Origin of the sequence: Eggerthella sp. (assembly GCF_048329335.1) — a bacterium.
GTDB lineage: Bacteria > Actinomycetota > Coriobacteriia > Coriobacteriales > Eggerthellaceae > Eggerthella > Eggerthella lenta.
This window is the reverse complement of record NZ_DBFEGU010000184.1, coordinates 1-15489: the sequence shown is the minus strand read 5'-3', so window position 1 is coordinate 15489 and position 15489 is coordinate 1. Positions and strand designations below refer to the sequence as shown.

Genomic DNA, 15489 nt, shown 5'->3' with positions numbered 1-15489 from the left:
GTGGGCGACGAGCGCCTGGCTGAGCAGCCGATTGCCGACGAGCTGCGAAACGCCATCCTGAGCGGATCGCACGGAGGCACGCAGCAGCCGGCGAACGCGCCGTCGTCGCTGGCCGAGGCCGTGGCGCGTCACAACGCGGGCGGCGAAGGGTCGCTCGGGTTCGGTGCCGACGCCGTGGTGGACCTCGTGCGCCTGCCCGAGGCCGACATCGTGGTGAACGCGCTGGTGGGCGCGGCCGGCCTGCGCGCCAGCTACGAGACGCTCGCAGCTGACAAGGTGCTGGCGCTCGCGAACAAGGAGTCGCTCGTGGTGGGCGGCGACCTCATCATGCCGATGGCCGCCGAGCCGGGGCGCCTCATGCCCATCGATTCCGAGCACGGCGCCATCTACCAGTGCCTTCTGGGCGAAGACCCGCGCGAGGTGTCGCGCTTGTGGGTGACGGCTTCGGGCGGACCGTTCCGCGGCCGCACGCGAGCCGACCTGGCCGATATCACGCCCGCTCAGGCGCTCGCGCACCCCACGTGGAACATGGGCGCGAAGATATCCATCGACTCGTCCACGCTGATGAACAAGGGTCTCGAGGTCATCGAGGCGCACCACCTGTTCGCCATGTCCTACGATCGCATCAGTGTGGTCGTGCAGCCGCAGAGCGCCATCCACTCCATGGTGGAGTACTCGGACGGCAGCGTGAAGGCCCATCTGGGCACCACCGACATGCGCATCCCCATCCAGTTCGCGCTGTCGTACCCTGAGCGCTGGGACGCGCCGGTCGAGCCGCTCGACTTCACGAAGCTGGGTACCCTCGAATTCGCCGCTCCCGACACCGACACGTTCCGTTGCCTGGCGCTGGCTCGCGCGGCCGGCGAGCGCGGCGGCACGCTGCCCTGCGTGATGAACGCTGCGAACGAGGTGGCCGTCGCCGCCTTCCTCGCTGAAGAGGGCAGCTACCTGGGGATCGCCGCGTGCGTCGAGGCCGTCATGGACGCTCACGAGCGCCAAGGCGTCCAACGCGTGGAAAGCCTCGACCAGCTGGAAGAGCTCGACGCTTGGGCGCGAGCGGAAGCGCGCAGGAACGTGCGCTAGCGAAGGGCTCCCCGCGCGAGATGCTTCGCCGAGGGTTCGAAGCCCACGACGGCCGAGCGCTCGTAGAGCGTTTTGGCATCGAAGCGTTCGCCGTCGGGCCAGACGATGGCATCCCGCTCGGGTGTGACGCGCGCTTGCGCAAGGTAGGTCGGATCGACGAACTTTTCGATGTCGTCGTCGCTCGCATGGTTCCATGCGTCGAACTCGCGGACGGTTCCGTCGCTCCAATCGACCAGGATCTTGCCGTCCTCGGCAAACTTAAGGCGGACGATGAGCGCTTCGGGGCTCCATCGCATGTGCGGGCCTCGTGGCGGCAGGGGCGCTTCGGAGTTGTCGGTAACGGACGCTTCGTAGAGAAGCTGCACGCCGAAGTCCAGGTTGCCGGGCCACGCGATGCCTCGCCCGTAACCGGTGAGGTACGCCAATTTCAGGTAGTCTTCGTCCAGCAGCTTCTCCATGGCGCCCTTCATGTAGGGATACGGGTCGAACGCGCTTCTTCTGCCGTCGTTCCAGTCGATGACGATCGTATCTTCGTCGTCGAAGCCGAAGTCGATGATCTTCTTGTCGAGATGCCACTCCATTGCGCCCTCCTCAGATCAGCGGGTCAATGCGAAAACAGGTTCCGTTCGAGCTTGCAAGGTACCAATTGTCGTCAAGTTCGGGCTTGTGCAGCGCTGCCCATGCTATGACGAGTTTCGTCTGGCGGGGAGGAAGCTTGCCCGCAAGCAGCTCTCCTTCCGTCGAGTATACCGCCTCGAAGCCTCCGTAGGAAGCATGGAAGTGCGCCTTGTGGTGCGGAGCGTTCTTCTCGCAATTGATTGTGATTCTGATGCCGTAAAAGGTGCAGATTTCTGGCATGGCGATCCTCTCCAAAGGCTCCTCCGGTTCGTTGTTTCGTTTGCGCGGGCCCGCTCTTCCATTGTAACGACGCCATCTTACGTTTTGTTGGCGTGGGTCTAGCGGGAATTCCTCTCGGATCTGGTGCGAATCCAACGCGGTTCCAACGCGTTTTCCACGTGGCGTGCCCCTGTTTCCAACGCGGATTGCACGCGCTTTGCCAACGAATCCAACGCGGTCCCAGCGTGCGTGCGCGACGGGCTTGCGGACCGTGTGCGCCGTACGCCCGCCGAGCCTCCGCAAATCGTGCAAACGCTCTCGCATCGTGCGCGCATCGCGCAGCCCTTGTAGTTTTTTCGCACATCGGTTCGCAGCGCCCGTGCCGCTCGCCCTTCTCTTTATAATGAGAGCACGAAAGAAGCATTCCTCGCGACCGAAAGGAACCGAGTTCATGGATATTGTTCTCATGATCGTCTACGCCACGCTCATCTTGGGCTTTCTCGTGTTCATCCACGAAGGCGGTCACTATCTGGCGGCGCGTGCGTTCGGCGTGCGCGTGACCGAGTTCATGCTGGGGCTTCCAGGGCCGAACATCGGCTTCACGAAATGGGGCACGAAGTTCGGCGTCACGCCGTTTCTGCTGGGCGGCTACGCGAAGGTGTGTGGGATGGAGCCGGGCGAGATGAGCCCGCACCTCGAGCCCGTGCTGGCCGCGCTCTACCGTCGCGGAACCGCGAACATGGAAGACATCGCCCGCGACTGCGGCATCACCGACGACGAGGCGTACGAAGCGCTCGACGAGCTCGTCGAATGGGGCAGCATCGCCGGCCCCACCAAGCAAGACAAGTACAACACGTACCGCGCCCCCGTGGTCAAGCCAAGCAAGAAGCAGGTAGCCGCAGGAGCCGTCGCTTACGAGCTGGGGCAGGCGCGCCCGGTGGAAGACGCGCATGCGCTGTTCGAAAGCGAGTACAAGCAGCAGTACCGCAGCCTGCCGTTCTGGAAGCGCTCGGTCATCCTCGTGGCCGGCGTGGTCGTGAACCTGCTGTTCGCGGTCCTGCTGTTCGTCGTGTTGTTCTCGCTCATCGGCGTGGACGTTCAGACCAGCGCGGGCGACATCCGGCACGTCAACGTCAACCCGCTCGATGCGATCCGGATGGGCTTCATGTACATCGGCATGGTGGTGCAGCTTATCGCGGGGCTGTTCAATCCGTGGACGGCGGGCGAGGTCGTGCAGAACTCGACGTCGGTCATCGGGATCGCCGCCATGTCGAAGCAGGCGGTCGATCTGGGGTTGGCGAGCGCCATCTCGTTCGTGGCTTCCATCTCGGTGTCGCTCGGCATTATGAACCTGCTGCCCATCCCGCCGCTCGACGGCGGCCGCTTCGTCATCGAGGTGTTCCAGAAGATCTCGCGCAAGGTCGTGACCATGCGCGCGCTCAACTACCTGAGCGCGGCCGGCATGATCCTGTTCATCGGTTTCTTCCTGTTCATGGCAAACCAGGATATCCAGCGCATCATCTCGGGTGCGGGTTTCGGCGGTTAGAGCGCGCTGCCCGCGCCAGCGTGCGCAGCGCTCGCGAACCGTTCGGCGTTGCGGTCGGCGCGCAAGTCCTTGACTTGTGCGCGCTTCCGTCATCGAAATCGCTCGAAAAGCACCATGTCCACGAGTTATGTGCACTTCGAAACCGGACTGCGTGACCGAAGTAAGTCAAAGAAAACTTCTGACCTGGCGTTTTCTTGAGCGGAAACGCTCGACTGCGCCCGAAACGGTCGTTCCGGGATGACGGAGGTGCGCATAACTCGCGAACTTGGGAGATTCGGGCGTTTTTCGCTGCACGCGCCCTCCAGTGCGGTTCGGGTGGTTCGATGGCGCGTCGGCGCGTGCGACTCGTTCGCTCGTTTTCCCTCCCGCGCCCTCGCGTGCATTCGTTGTCGTGCGCCCGCCCGCGAAATCCCTGTGCATTTGGCCGGAAACCGGGTAATCAGAGGTAAAATAGCCGGCGACGCGCTTGGGCGCGTGCAGCCTGCGGGCTGTTGAGACGCTGTTCCGGCACCGCGCCTGCACGCGGTGGGGGATGGAGAACGGGAGGCTCTTGTGGCAACGCATGCCAAACCTAGCGAGGCTACCCGCCGGGTGTCGGTGGGCTCCGTGCCGCTCGGCGGCGGCGCGCCCGTCGTCGTGCAGTCCATGCTGAACGCCCCGGCGACCGACGTCGCGGCGAACCTCGTGCAGATCGACGCGCTCGCGCAAGCGGGCTGCGAGATCGTGCGCATGGCCATCCCGCACCGCTCAAGCCTCGACGTGTTCCAGGCTGTATGCGAGCGGTCGCCTTTGCCGGTGGTCGCCGACATCCACTTCGATGCGCGAATCGCCGTGGAAGCCGCCAAGCGCGGCGCGGCGAAGCTGCGCATCAACCCCGGCAACATCGGGGGGCTGGCCAAAACCGATGCCGTGCTGGACGCGGCGGGCGAGGCGGGCATTCCCATCCGCATCGGGGTGAACGCGGGCTCGCTCGACAACGAGCTGGCCGCACGCGACGACCTTTCGCAGTCGGAGAAGCTGGCGCGCTCGGCCGCCGACTACGTGCGTTACTGCGAGGGCCGCGGCTTCCATGACCTCGTGGTCAGCGCGAAGGCTCACGACGTGATGACCACCGTGCGCACGTACCGCCTGCTCAGCAAGGAGCTGCCTCATGTGCCGCTGCATATCGGCGTCACCGAGGCCGGCACCACCTTCCAAGGCGCCATCAAAAGCGCCTGCGGTTTGGGGATCCTGCTGGAAGAGGGCATCGGCGACACGCTGCGCATCTCGCTCACAGACGACCCCGTCCAGGAGATCCGCGCGTGCTGGACGCTGCTTTCAGCGCTCGACCTGCGCCGACGCGCTCCAGAGCTCATCAGCTGCCCCACATGCGGCCGTTGCCAGGTGGACCTCATCGGGCTGGCGCGCGAGGTGGAGGGACGCATCGCGAACCTCGACAAGCCGCTCAAGGTGGCCGTCATGGGCTGCGTGGTGAACGGCCCGGGCGAAGCCGCCGACGCCGACATCGGCGTAGCGTGCGGGGTCGGTTCGGGCGTGGTGTTCTCGAAGGGAAACGTCGTCCGCAAGGTGGAGGAGAGCGCCATCGTGGACGCTTTGATGGAGGAGATAGGAAAGCTATGACGAACGTGAATATCATGCGCATGAGCCAGCTGTACGCGCCCACGCTCAAGGAGGATCCCGCCGACGCGGAGATCGCCAGCCACAGGCTGCTTTTGCGCGCGGGCTTCATCCGCAAGACGGCATCGGGCGTGTACACCTTCCTGCCGCTGGGCAAGCGCGTGCTGGCCAAGGTGGAGAACATCGTGCGCGAGGAGATGGACGGCATCGGCGCGCAGGAGATCATGATGCCGGCGCTGCAGCCCGGCGAGCTGTGGCACGAGAGCGGCCGCTGGAACGACTACGGCCCCGAGCTCATGCGCCTCGTCGACCGTCACGACCGCGAGTTCTGCCTCGGGCCCACCCACGAGGAGCTCATCACCTCCCTCGTGCGCAACGAGCTGCGCTCCTACAAGGAGCTGCCGCTGTCGCTGTACCAGATCCAGGTGAAGTTCCGCGACGAGATCCGTCCGCGCTTCGGGCTTCTGCGCAGCCGCGAGTTCATCATGAAGGACGCCTACAGCTTCCACGCCGACCAGGAGTCGCTGCAGAAGACCTACGACGAGATGAGCGAGGCGTACGGGCGCATCTGCGATCGCATGGGCATGGACTACCGTCCCGTCGAGGCCGACCCCGGCCAGATCGGCGGCAGCGTGACCTGCGAGTTCATGGCGCTCGCCGAAGCGGGCGAAGCCGAGCTCGTGCACTGCACCTGCGGTTACGCGGCCAACACCGAAGCCGGCGACTGCCTGGCGCGCCCCACCGTCTACGACGTGCCGATGGAGAAGGTCGCCACGCCCGGCGTGCACACCATCGCCGAACTGGCCGCGTTCTTGGACATCCCCGAGTCCTCCACGGTGAAGGCTCTGTCCGGAAAGAACGACGAGGGCAAGCTGGTGGTCATGTTCATTCCCGGCGACCACGAGCTCAACGAGCTGAAGGCGGCGCGCGTGGCCGGCGGCTTCACGCTGCTCACCGACGAGGACATGGAAGCCTTCGGCCTGCACAAGGGCTCGATGGGCCCCGTCGGTTTGCCCGAGGAAGCCTACGTCATCGCGGCGCGCAGCCTGCAGGCCGTGCCGAAGTGGGTCGTGGGCGCCAACGAGGACGGCTACCACTACGTGGGCGCGCGTCTGGGCGAGGACTTCCAGGTGGACGAGTGGGCCGACCTGTGCATCGTGCAGCCGGGCGACAGCTGCCCGTCGTGCGGGCTGCCGCTGGAAGGCGCGCGCGGCATCGAGGTGTCGCAGGTGTTCCAGCTGGGCGACAAGTACTCGAAGGCCATGGGCGCCACGTTCATGGCGGAAGACGGCTCCGAGCAGCTGTTCCTCATGGGCTGCTACGGCGTGGGCATCTCGCGCACCATGGCTGCCATCGTGGAGCAGCACAACGACGAGAACGGCATCATGTGGCCGCTCACGGTGGCGCCCGCGCACGTGTGCGTCATCCCGCTGACGGTGGGCGACGACGAGGTGCAGCCTGCGGCCGAGAAGCTGGCGAGCGACCTGGCGAAGCTGGGCCTCGAGGTGGTCATCGACGACCGCAAGGAGCGCGCCGGCGTGAAGTTCGCCGATGCCGACCTCATCGGCTGGCCGCTGCAGGTCATCGTGGGCAAGCGCGGCCTGGCCGAGCAGAAGGTGGAGATCAAGCGCCGCAGCACGGGCGCTCGCCGCGACATCCCGCTGGCGGCCCTCACCGACGCGCTGGCGTTCTCCCAGCGCAACGCCAAGGTCTGGGGCTCCGAGCTGTCCCTGTTCGGCGGCCTGTTCGAGTAGGGGTGTTCCGCGTGCCTGACGGCACGCGGAACCGGCCGACGCTGCGATGCGCCCTGGCACCCGATCTCGTGGCGAGGTCGAGGACTCGCGTACCGAAGTACGCTTCGCCCTCGCCCTCCCCGCGATCTCGGGCGTCAGGGCGCCTCTCGCTGATTTACTGCGCCAACCTGCGAGTTCTTGTTCGCGCTTCGCGCGAATCGCATAACGGAAATGAAGGATGGTATGGTATCACACGATATGCAAGCCGTTCTGTTCGACCTGGACGGGACCTTGCTCGACACGCACGATCTGCTGCTCGCCACGTTTCGCTACACGGCGCGCACGGTGCTGCGCGAGGCTATCCCCGACGAGCGTCTCATGGCCAAGGTGGGACAGCCCCTCAACACCCAGATGTGGGATTTCACGGATGACTCGGCCGTGCACGAGGAGCTGTGCCGTGTGTACCGGGAATACAACGCCGAGGTGCACGACGACATGATCAGGCTGTTCGACGGCACCGTGCCCATGCTCGAACGCCTCAAGGAAGCGGGTTTGCCGCTGGCCGTGGTCACGTCGAAACGACACGAGGTGGCCATGCGGGGCCTCGACCTGTTCGGCCTGACCGGATACTTCGACTTCCTCATCGGCTCCGACGACTGGCCGGAGCACAAGCCGCATCCCGGTCCCGTGGCGCACGGCTGCGAACGGCTGGGGCTGGCTCCTCAGACGTGCCTGTACGTGGGCGACAGTCCCTTCGACATGCAGTCGGGAAGCGGCGCGGGCTGCGCCACCGCGGCGGCGCTATGGGGTATGTTCCCTCAGATCGTGCTTGAAGCGGAGCGTCCTACTTACGTGTGCGCCCACGGCACGGACGTTCCGCCGCTGCTTGGCTGCTAGCAAGTTGCCATCCTGATCTGGCTGCTCAGGATGACAGCCTGCCGCCTTCGCTCAGGATGGCAGTCCTTTCACTCCTCGTACGTATCGGCTATCCAGGCTTGCGTTGCGTCCAAGAACGCGCGCGTAGCCGTTGAAGCTGTTTCCAGCGAGCGCAGCGCTATGGCTATCTCGCGGCTTGTTTCCACTTCGGGCTGCTTGACTGCCAGGGGAAACGGCGCATCGCGCAGGATGAGGTCGGCCAGCACGCTGAATCCGAGTCCCGCGCTGACCATGCTCATCACCGCATAGTCGCTGTCGATGGTGAACCGCACGTTGGGCTCCACGTCGTTCGCTCGGAACAACGTTTCCATTTCCGACGACGTGCCGCTTTCCAGGCGGATGTACGGCTCTTCCGCCAGTGCCTCGCGCGGCACGAACGGCGCGTCGGCCAGAGGATGGTCGGGCGGCAGCACCACGAGGAGCGGATCCTTCCGCAGCGGGACGGCGTGCAGGTCGTGCTTGATGGGGTAGACGAAGAAACCGCAGTCAGCGTCGCCGCGCCACACGGCCTCTTCCAGTGCATCTTCGTCGTCGACGCAGATCAGCTGCAAGTCGATGCCTGGATGCTGTGCGAGGAAGCGCTTCGCGATACCGGGGAACCATTGGATGGCGGTGCTCGTGAACGCCGCTACGCGCACGATGCCGCTTTCGAGGTGCTTGAGCTCGGCGAGGCGCATCTCCAGCTGGCGCTCGCTGTTGCACACGTTCTGCACCCAGGGAAGCAGATCGGCGCCGTCCGAGGTGAGGTGCGCGCCGCCGTAGTCGCGCACGAACAGCGGCACGTCCAGTTCTCGTTCGAGCGTGCTCACGAGGTAGCTGATGCCGGCTTGCGTGTATCCTAGGTCGTGGGCGGCCTGTTTGAAACTGCCCGTTTCAGCCACCTTTAGGAACGCATCGTATTTCTGGTTGCCCACAGATCGCTCCTTCTCTTGCTCACAATATCTTCACACCGTTCTTCGATGTATGTCACTATACGGAGCTTGAAAAGGAATAACAAGAAACTCTTAAAATCTTAAAAAGATAATCTCATTTTACTTTTATCAGGAGAACCCATACCATGTGCCAGCAACCCTAGAACATCATCCAGTGAAGTTCCGCGAGGGCGGGACGTGAGAGTCTTGCGCTGCCGAGCGCCGTGCAAGCTGCGGATCGAAAGGAGGCACCCCGTGAAAACTCGTAGCAAGCGCTGGCCCTATGTCGCGTGCGTCGTGCTGCAGACCGTTATCTTCGGATCGGGTAACGCTATCACGAAGATGGCGTACGAGAGCATCACGCCCATGTGGTGCCTCGCCATCAGGTTCGGCTTGGCCGCGCTCGTGTTCGCGATCTTCTTCGGCCCGCGCATCGTGCGCCAGCTAAAGGGCGCGCGTATCGGCGCCTGGATGCCCGCAGCGCTTTGCATGGCGCTGGCGTATCTCACCTGCAATGTAGCGCTCGACTTGACCACGGCCACCAACGTGGGCTTCCTCGTGGCGTTGCCCGTGGTGTTCGCGCCGCTGTTGTCGTGTCTGGTGAACCGCCGTCGTTATCCGTTGGCCTTCCTGCCGTTCCAGGCGGCGGTCGTGGTCGGGCTCTACCTCTTGTGCAGCAACGGGGGAGCTCCTTCGTTCGGCTTGGGCGAGATCCTCGCGCTGCTGTCCTCCGTGGCGTTGGCTGGCGCGCTCGTGTTCGGCGAGCGCGGCTTGGAGCAGCTGGACGCCACCACGGTGGCGGGAACGCAGATAGTCGCCTCGTTCGTCGTGGCTCTTGCGTGCGCGCTAGTTTTCGAGCCGCCCGTGAACGTGGCGGCCGTGCAGCCCGTAGCCTGGGGCACTATCGCCTTTCTGGCGCTGCTCAGCACCTGCCTCACCTTCATGCTGCAGAACGTGGCGCTGACGGAGTTGCCGTCCTCCACCGTGTCGCTGCTGCTCACAGGCGAGCCCGTGTTCACTGCGGCGTTCTCGTTCATGCTGCTGGGCGAAGCGCTTTCTGCGGCTGGTATGGCTGGCGCCGTGGTCATCGTGGCAAGCGTCGTAGCCGCCACATGGGTGGAGGGTCGCCAAAGCGCGCCTGCGGCTTCGCCCGCACCGCAGGCCGAGCATGCGCTCGCGTTGGAGGAAGGGTGGTTCGAAGGCGCGGAGTTCGGCGCTCAATCGTCTCTGGCGGGAGTGGAGCTGCCTCACCTCGCGCCTTCCGAGCGTCGGTCTTTCGCTTCCGAGCGCGCGGCCTAAAGCGTCTTTTCTGCATGCGGTTCCCCTGTTCGCATCCTGAACGGCGAGCGGACGGTCTCCGCTCGCCGCTTCGTTTCTGCCGTCTGTGAGCGAAGCTTCCGCGAAACGCTCCTTTCGTCTGGCCACGTCTAACCGATTGTTGGTTGCTCGCCCGTCATCCCGCGATCCTTCTTTATAGTACTAAGGTAGTAACAACTGCCTTGACAGCTTGTCGCCATACGGGAGGAGCGTGCATGTCTGATGGCATCGAAACCCTTGTCCAATGACGAAGCGAAGAATCTGATGAAGCAGCTCGGCATGGCCGAGGCGTCCGCTCGCGACGAAGATCGCGTCGCGAAAGGCGGGAGCTCGACGAGCGAGGCGAGCGTTGCGCAGCTGCTGAGCGAGCTGTATCGCTCCGACATCGGACGCAGGCCGCCGCATATGACGCGCGGCTGACGATCGGCCGACTCCGGTCGAAGCCTGCCGCCCCGCCGACCTCGGCGGGGCGGTCGCAAGGCGAACAAGCGGCAACCTTCCTTTGACGGCTTCGCTCATGCTCGCGTTGCGAGCATTGCCCTTTTCGTCGATTTGGTGCATCATGGATGCAGAGGCCGTCCGCGTCGCGGACGGTGAATCGCAAGCATAGGAGGCTCGTATGGCTACCCTCAGCGACGGATTCAAAGACATCTTCCTGGCCGGCATCGGCGCGATGGCCATAACCGGCGAAAAAACCAAGGATCTGGTTGATCAGCTCATCTCCAAAGGCGAGCTCACCGTGGATCAGGGCAAGCAGATCAACACCGAATTGAAGCATAAGGCGGAAGACGTGGCTGCAAGCGTGCGCTACGACGTGCTGGAGGCTCGCATGGCCGCCATGACGCCGGAGGAGCGTGCGGCGTTCGTCGCCAAGGCTGCCGAGTTCGCCGAGAAGGCGAACGCGAAGTCGGCTTCCGAGGCTGAAGTGGGCGACGCTTCCGCGGTGTCCGTCGACAACGAGGCGGCTTCGGCTGCCGCGCCGCAAACGCCGGGCGCCTAGCGCACGGCTGCGAGCTGCCCGTCCATGCCGGAGAACACGCTGCTGCGCTATTTTTTCAGCTCCGGTTCGGAGGTCGATCCCGAGGATCGGTTCCATCTGAATCGGAAGACGCGCACGCGGCGCCTCAAGGAAATATCCGATATCCTGCGGAAGCACCACTTCCTGAAGGGTTTCACGCCCGAGGCCTTTCGCGCCATGCTGGAGGACCTGGGCCCCAGCTTCGTGAAGATCGGCCAAACGCTGTCTACGCGCTCGGAGATTTTGCCGAAGGCGTACTGCGACGAGCTGGCGAAGCTGCAGATGGAGTGCGACCCGTTGCCGTTCGAGGCCATCCTCGAGGCGCTCGACGACATCTACGGCGACGCGCAGGGCGACGTGTTCGACGCCATCGATCCCACGCCGCTGGGAAGCGCCTCGCTGGCCCAGGTCCACAAGGCGCGCCTTGTCACGGGCGAGATCGTGGCCGTGAAGATCCAACGCCCCGGCGTGAAGACCACGATGGCCCAGGATATCGATATCATGCGCATGGTGGCGCGCTACGCTGCGCGTTTCATGAAGGACGAGCAGATGCTCGACTTGCGCGACGTGGTGGAAGAGCTGTGGGCCACGTTCCTCGAGGAGACGGACTTCCAGCGCGAAGCCGCTAACCTCGAGGAGTTCGCGCGCCTGAACAAGGGCGTCGCCTTCATCGATTGCCCGAAAGTGCATACCGAGCTGTGCGGCGAGTACGTGCTGGTCATGGAATACATCGACGGCATTCCCATCCTGGCGACCGACCGTCTGCGGAAAGCGGGCTACGACCTCGAGGAGATCGGCGAGAAGATCCTCGACAACTACGCCTCGCAGATCCTCGATCACGGGTTCTTCCATGCCGACCCGCATCCGGGCAACCTTCTCGTTCGCAGCGGCAAGATCGTCTACATCGACCTCGGCATCATGGGTCGTTTGTCGCCGCGCGATCGCGCCGGATTCGGCAATATCATCCAGGCGGTTGGCATGGAGAGCTCGTCCGAGCTCAAGGATGCGCTATTGTCCTTTGCCATCGCGAAGGACAATTCGGTTATCGACCATACGCGCTTTTTGGCTGACCTCGACCTGCTATTGAACGATTACGGCTCGTGCGATGTGGCCGATATCGACATCGGGGCGTTCCTGAACGACATCCTCATGCTCACGCGGTCGTGCAAGGTGACGCTGCCGTCTTCCATCACCAGCGTGTCGCGCGGCATCGTCACGCTGGAGGGTACCATCGCGCCGTTCATCCCGAACCAGAACGTCGTGTCCATCATCAACGCCCATATCCAGCGCTCGAAGAACCAGGGCGACGAGCTTGTGCAGGCCATGCAGGATCTGGCTCTCGCGCTGCGCTCGTCGTCGCATGGCGCGCTCGACGCGGCACGGTATTCCGGCGAAACGCTCAAGATGCTCACGCGCGGCCAGCTGAAGATGAACATGGAGGTGCTGGGCAGCGAGGCGCCGCTGTCGAAGCTGGCCAAGATCATCAACCGTCTGACCATCGGCATCATCATAGCCGGGCTGTTCATCGGATCGAGTATGCTGTCGCTGTCGTCGATGGAGCCGCGTCTGCTGGGCGTGCCGGTGCTCGCGTTCTTCGGCTACCTGGGGGCGGCCGTGTTGTCGGTATGGGTGGTCTTCGACATCAGCAAGCGCAAGCTGTAGCGCCGGGGAGCTTCTCTTTTCCCAGTTCAAACGTTCCGCAACCAATAATTGCGGAAAATTCCAACTGAAATAGGTCGCGCTCGCTTCCTCGCAACCGTAGTCTTCTGGGTACGCTACTATGGACGAAACGAGAAAGGCAGCACACCATGAACGTAGAGATCGCGCAACGCTTGGCCGAGCGCCGCAAGCAGGCGGGGCTTTCGCAGGAGGCGCTTGCCGCGCGTCTGGGCGTGTCGCGGCAGGCCGTGTCGAAGTGGGAGCGCTCCGAGTCGTCCCCCGACACCGACAACCTCATCGCGCTGGCTCAGCTGTACGGTCTGTCGCTGGACGATCTGCTGTACGTCGACGAAGAGATCCGCGACGACGTCACGTTCGAGGCGGCCGATCGCGCCGCTAAGCGCCAGGCCGAGCAGGAGACTGCGACGGCTTCCCCTGCAGATCCCCCGCCAGCGCCCGCCGATGCGGCTGCGGCCTCCGATGCGTCGGGCGGAACCGAAGCCGCATCGTCCGGCAAGAAGGGCAAGGTGCACATCGGTCCCGGCGGGATTCACGTGGAGGATGGAGACGAGTACGTGCACGTGTCGTGGCGCGACGGCGTGCACGTGAAAGACACCAAGAAGGGCGAGGAAGTGCACGTGGGTTGGGACGGCGTGCACGTGAAGAGCCCCGGCAACAGCGCAGGCGACGATGATGTGGTCATCGACGGCGCCAAGGTGGTCATTAACGGCGAGCAGTTCGACAGCTGGCAGGACGCGCATGCACGGTACCATCACGGATGGGATCGCGAAGAGCGTTGGTACGAGCCGTGCGGTTACACCGTGCGGGGCGAGCGCTTCGACAGCATCGACGATGCTCGCGCCAAGTACGGTGACGAAGTGGGGAAGTCTATTCCCGTGCGCAAGCACTACCTACGCGAGTTCGAGAAGTCGTGGGTGAAGTTCCCGTATCCGCTCATGGTCATCGTCGTGTACCTGCTGCTGGGCATTTTGAACGGCGCGTGGGCCATGGGGCTGTTTCTGTTCCTGACTATTCCCTTGTACTACATGGTGGGTCACGCCATCGGGCGCAAGCGCCTCGCGCCGCTGGTGTCGGGCGCGTATCCCATCGCGGTGGTGGCCTGGTTCTGCTGGATGGCGTTCGTGCTGAACCAGCCGCATCCCGCCTGGGTGGCCTTTCTCACCATTCCCGTAGTGGAGTGGCTCGTGCATAGCCTGTCCCGCTGGTGGCGCGATCGCAAGCGCCGCAAGGGTGACGCGGAAAACGCGCCCATCGACGTGGACGCGCAGTAAAGAACCGGGTCGCATCTTGCGGCCCGGTTCTTTACTGCGACGAGGTGGCACCCGTGCGGCTCTTCGTCGCTTTTCCGTTTCGTTGAGGTCTGCCGTGCAGATGGCGTACAATGGGCGCAGGGGGTCATCGATCGCCGAGGGGAGCGCGCTCGTCATGGTCAGTTCGTATATCGCGTGGTATCTGTTTCTTGCGGGTGCGGGAGGGGGTGCATTTCTGCTCGGTTCGTTCGTGGACTTTGCACTGCGCGTCAGCAATCGATCGTGGCTGCGCGGCGCCAGCGCGGTGACGGATGCGGGTTTGCTGGCTGGCCCGGTACTCGTCGCGCTCGGAACGGTGTTTCTCGCGCTCGATTTAGGGGCTCCCGATCAGGCTTTCCGATTGTTCCTTACCCCGTCCGGCAGTCTGCTTTCAGCGGGGGCGTGGGCACTTGCGTTGTTCTGCGCGACGGCGTTCGCGGCGTTTTTAATGGGGTTCTCGGATGATGGACCGGGTTTGCGCGTTGCCGAAACCGTGGTCAGTGTCTTCGCCGCTTTGCTGGCTCTGTTCGTGGTGCTGTATGCCGGCGTGTTTCTCTCGCTCTATCCGGCCGTGCCGTTTCTCAACTCACCGCTTGTGCCGATCGTGTTCGTCGCGTCGGCGTTGGCAACCGGAGCTGCCGTGCTGACGATCATGGGCTTCTTCAGGTTTTCGCGCGATGAAACGATCGGGGGTTTCGCTAGTCTGCTTCGGCTCGATGCGGTTCTCGTTGCGATCGAGGCTATCGCCATTGCGGCGTTCATCATCGTTTCGCTCATGGGCGACGAAGCTGCCGCTCATTCGGCTGCTGAGTTGCTATCGGGACATTCTGCAATGCTGTTTTGGTTGGGTGTCGTGCTGGCGGGGATCGTGGTGCCGCTATCGGTGGATGTCGAATGCCTGCGTTCGCCCAACCCTTCACTGTTCGTCGTGGGGGCTGCGAGCACGCTGCTCGGGGCATCTGCCTGCGGTTCTCCCTTCTCGTGGCCGCCGAGCGCTTCTGTCTCGTCGACATGAGTCTGCTATCGTTCTGGATGTAGCCAGTCTGTCATTGCGATATGTGATACTATGACAATCACTATGATTGAGAAGACTATCGAAAGAGAAGTAGCGTTCGACGCCATGGGTTCGTTCCAAGTGGACGAAAGAAGCGGCGTCCCTCTGTGGATTCAGATTCGCAAGCGGCTCGTGTTCCTCATCACTTCAGGAAAGTACGAACGTGGCGAGCGCCTCCCTTCCGTACGCGAGCTTTCCGTTCAATTGGGTGTGAACTACAACACCATCAACAAAGTGTATCAGGATCTCGAGCGTGACGGCTACATCTTCACGAAGCGCGGACGTGGCACGTATGTGTCTGACCTCAAGGATGTCGATCTGTCGGCTGTCGGCCAAGACGTCGAGGCGCTTGCAATCGATTTCGTCCAGCAGGCTCTTGCTAAGGGTTTGACATCCGAGGATATCCATGACCTGGTGAGCGAACAGATATTGCTGTTAGGGGGCGGAGCTTAGGGGCGCGAGCCAAGG

At 63.6% G+C, this 15489-nt stretch carries 15 protein-coding genes; 12 read left to right on the top strand and 3 right to left on the bottom strand.

Annotation, left to right across the window (positions count from 1 at the left end; translation table 11 throughout):
- On the top strand, window positions 1-1083 hold a 1083-nt coding region (dxr, locus tag ACMO6A_RS06135), incomplete at its 5' end, for a 1-deoxy-D-xylulose-5-phosphate reductoisomerase (protein WP_418470905.1).
- Here dxr and ACMO6A_RS06130 read toward each other — a convergent pair.
- Together ACMO6A_RS06130 and ACMO6A_RS06125 are read right to left on the bottom strand one after the other, a co-directional pair.
- Window positions 1080-1664 (bottom strand): DUF2442 domain-containing protein, encoded by a 585-nt coding sequence (locus ACMO6A_RS06130; RefSeq protein ID WP_021410748.1) that lies wholly within the window; start codon window positions 1662-1664, stop codon window positions 1080-1082. The two genes, dxr and ACMO6A_RS06130, sit on opposite strands and share 4 nt — an antisense overlap.
- 10 nt (window positions 1665-1674) lie before the next feature.
- On the bottom strand, window positions 1675-1941 hold the full coding sequence (locus tag ACMO6A_RS06125; protein ID WP_057385311.1) for a DUF4160 domain-containing protein: 267 nt from the start codon (window positions 1939-1941) through the stop codon (window positions 1675-1677).
- Window positions 1942-2371: 430 nt separating this feature from the next.
- Here ACMO6A_RS06125 and ACMO6A_RS06120 point away from each other — a divergent pair, with 430 nt between their 5' ends.
- The 4 genes from ACMO6A_RS06120 (at window position 2372) to ACMO6A_RS06105 (ending at window position 7713) form a co-directional block, all read left to right on the top strand.
- Complete coding sequence (locus tag ACMO6A_RS06120; protein ID WP_021410746.1) at window positions 2372-3466, top strand: site-2 protease family protein; 1095 nt, start codon at window positions 2372-2374, stop codon at window positions 3464-3466.
- A gap of 552 nt (window positions 3467-4018) precedes the next feature.
- Window positions 4019-5086: a flavodoxin-dependent (E)-4-hydroxy-3-methylbut-2-enyl-diphosphate synthase gene (ispG, locus tag ACMO6A_RS06115; RefSeq protein ID WP_181817026.1), complete on the top strand. Its 1068-nt coding sequence runs from the start codon at window positions 4019-4021 to the stop codon at window positions 5084-5086.
- A gap of 14 nt (window positions 5087-5100) precedes the next feature.
- Window positions 5101-6837, top strand: coding sequence for a proline--tRNA ligase (locus ACMO6A_RS06110; protein ID WP_181817027.1), 1737 nt, complete (start codon window positions 5101-5103; stop codon window positions 6835-6837).
- Between the two features lie 222 nt (window positions 6838-7059).
- Window positions 7060-7713: an HAD family hydrolase gene (locus ACMO6A_RS06105; protein WP_015761199.1), complete on the top strand. Its 654-nt coding sequence runs from the start codon at window positions 7060-7062 to the stop codon at window positions 7711-7713.
- Window positions 7714-7781: 68 nt separating this feature from the next.
- Here the strand turns inward: ACMO6A_RS06105 and ACMO6A_RS06100 are convergent, their stop codons facing one another.
- Window positions 7782-8666: a LysR family transcriptional regulator gene (locus ACMO6A_RS06100; protein ID WP_114518413.1), complete on the bottom strand. Its 885-nt coding sequence runs from the start codon at window positions 8664-8666 to the stop codon at window positions 7782-7784.
- A gap of 252 nt (window positions 8667-8918) precedes the next feature.
- Here ACMO6A_RS06100 and ACMO6A_RS06095 point away from each other — a divergent pair, with 252 nt between their 5' ends.
- From ACMO6A_RS06095 to ACMO6A_RS06065, 7 genes are all read left to right on the top strand, one after another.
- Window positions 8919-9962: a DMT family transporter gene (locus ACMO6A_RS06095; protein ID WP_015761197.1), complete on the top strand. Its 1044-nt coding sequence runs from the start codon at window positions 8919-8921 to the stop codon at window positions 9960-9962.
- A 240-nt stretch (window positions 9963-10202) separates the two neighbouring features.
- Entirely contained in the window at window positions 10203-10400 is a 198-nt protein-coding gene (locus ACMO6A_RS06090; RefSeq protein WP_009306564.1) for a hypothetical protein, read from the top strand.
- A 199-nt stretch (window positions 10401-10599) separates the two neighbouring features.
- Window positions 10600-10980, top strand: coding sequence for a phasin family protein (locus ACMO6A_RS06085; protein ID WP_009306562.1), 381 nt, complete (start codon window positions 10600-10602; stop codon window positions 10978-10980).
- Between the two features lie 24 nt (window positions 10981-11004).
- Entirely contained in the window at window positions 11005-12660 is a 1656-nt protein-coding gene (locus tag ACMO6A_RS06080; RefSeq protein ID WP_035585765.1) for an ABC1 kinase family protein, read from the top strand.
- 146 nt (window positions 12661-12806) lie between these two features.
- Window positions 12807-13949, top strand: a complete 1143-nt coding sequence (locus ACMO6A_RS06075; RefSeq protein ID WP_114551016.1) for a helix-turn-helix domain-containing protein — start codon at window positions 12807-12809, stop codon at window positions 13947-13949.
- Window positions 13950-14103: 154 nt separating this feature from the next.
- Window positions 14104-14982, top strand: coding sequence for an NrfD/PsrC family molybdoenzyme membrane anchor subunit (gene nrfD / locus ACMO6A_RS06070; RefSeq protein ID WP_233671206.1), 879 nt, complete (start codon window positions 14104-14106; stop codon window positions 14980-14982).
- Between the two features lie 63 nt (window positions 14983-15045).
- On the top strand, window positions 15046-15474 hold the full coding sequence (locus ACMO6A_RS06065) for a GntR family transcriptional regulator (RefSeq protein WP_021410740.1): 429 nt from the start codon (window positions 15046-15048) through the stop codon (window positions 15472-15474).
- Window positions 15475-15489 lie beyond the last annotated feature (15 nt).

What these genes read in the sequence shown, in the direction of transcription:
- ACMO6A_RS06130 (WP_021410748.1), bottom strand. Translation starts at nt 1,664, where the DNA reads ATGGAGTGGCATCTCGACAAGAAGATCATCGACTTCGGCTTCGACGAC.
- ACMO6A_RS06125 (WP_057385311.1), bottom strand. Translation starts at nt 1,941, where the DNA reads ATGCCAGAAATCTGCACCTTTTACGGCATCAGAATCACAATCAATTGC.
- ACMO6A_RS06120 (WP_021410746.1), top strand. Translation starts at nt 2,372, where the DNA reads ATGGATATTGTTCTCATGATCGTCTACGCCACGCTCATCTTGGGCTTT.
- ACMO6A_RS06110 (WP_181817027.1), top strand. Translation starts at nt 5,101, where the DNA reads ATGCGCATGAGCCAGCTGTACGCGCCCACGCTCAAGGAGGATCCCGCC.
- ACMO6A_RS06105 (WP_015761199.1), top strand. Translation starts at nt 7,060, where the DNA reads ATGGTATCACACGATATGCAAGCCGTTCTGTTCGACCTGGACGGGACC.
- ACMO6A_RS06090 (WP_009306564.1), top strand. Translation starts at nt 10,203, where the DNA reads ATGGCATCGAAACCCTTGTCCAATGACGAAGCGAAGAATCTGATGAAG.
- ACMO6A_RS06085 (WP_009306562.1), top strand. Translation starts at nt 10,600, where the DNA reads ATGGCTACCCTCAGCGACGGATTCAAAGACATCTTCCTGGCCGGCATC.
- ACMO6A_RS06080 (WP_035585765.1), top strand. Translation starts at nt 11,005, where the DNA reads ATGCCGGAGAACACGCTGCTGCGCTATTTTTTCAGCTCCGGTTCGGAG.
- ACMO6A_RS06075 (WP_114551016.1), top strand. Translation starts at nt 12,807, where the DNA reads ATGAACGTAGAGATCGCGCAACGCTTGGCCGAGCGCCGCAAGCAGGCG.
- nrfD (WP_233671206.1), top strand. Translation starts at nt 14,104, where the DNA reads ATGGTCAGTTCGTATATCGCGTGGTATCTGTTTCTTGCGGGTGCGGGA.
- ACMO6A_RS06065 (WP_021410740.1), top strand. Translation starts at nt 15,046, where the DNA reads ATGATTGAGAAGACTATCGAAAGAGAAGTAGCGTTCGACGCCATGGGT.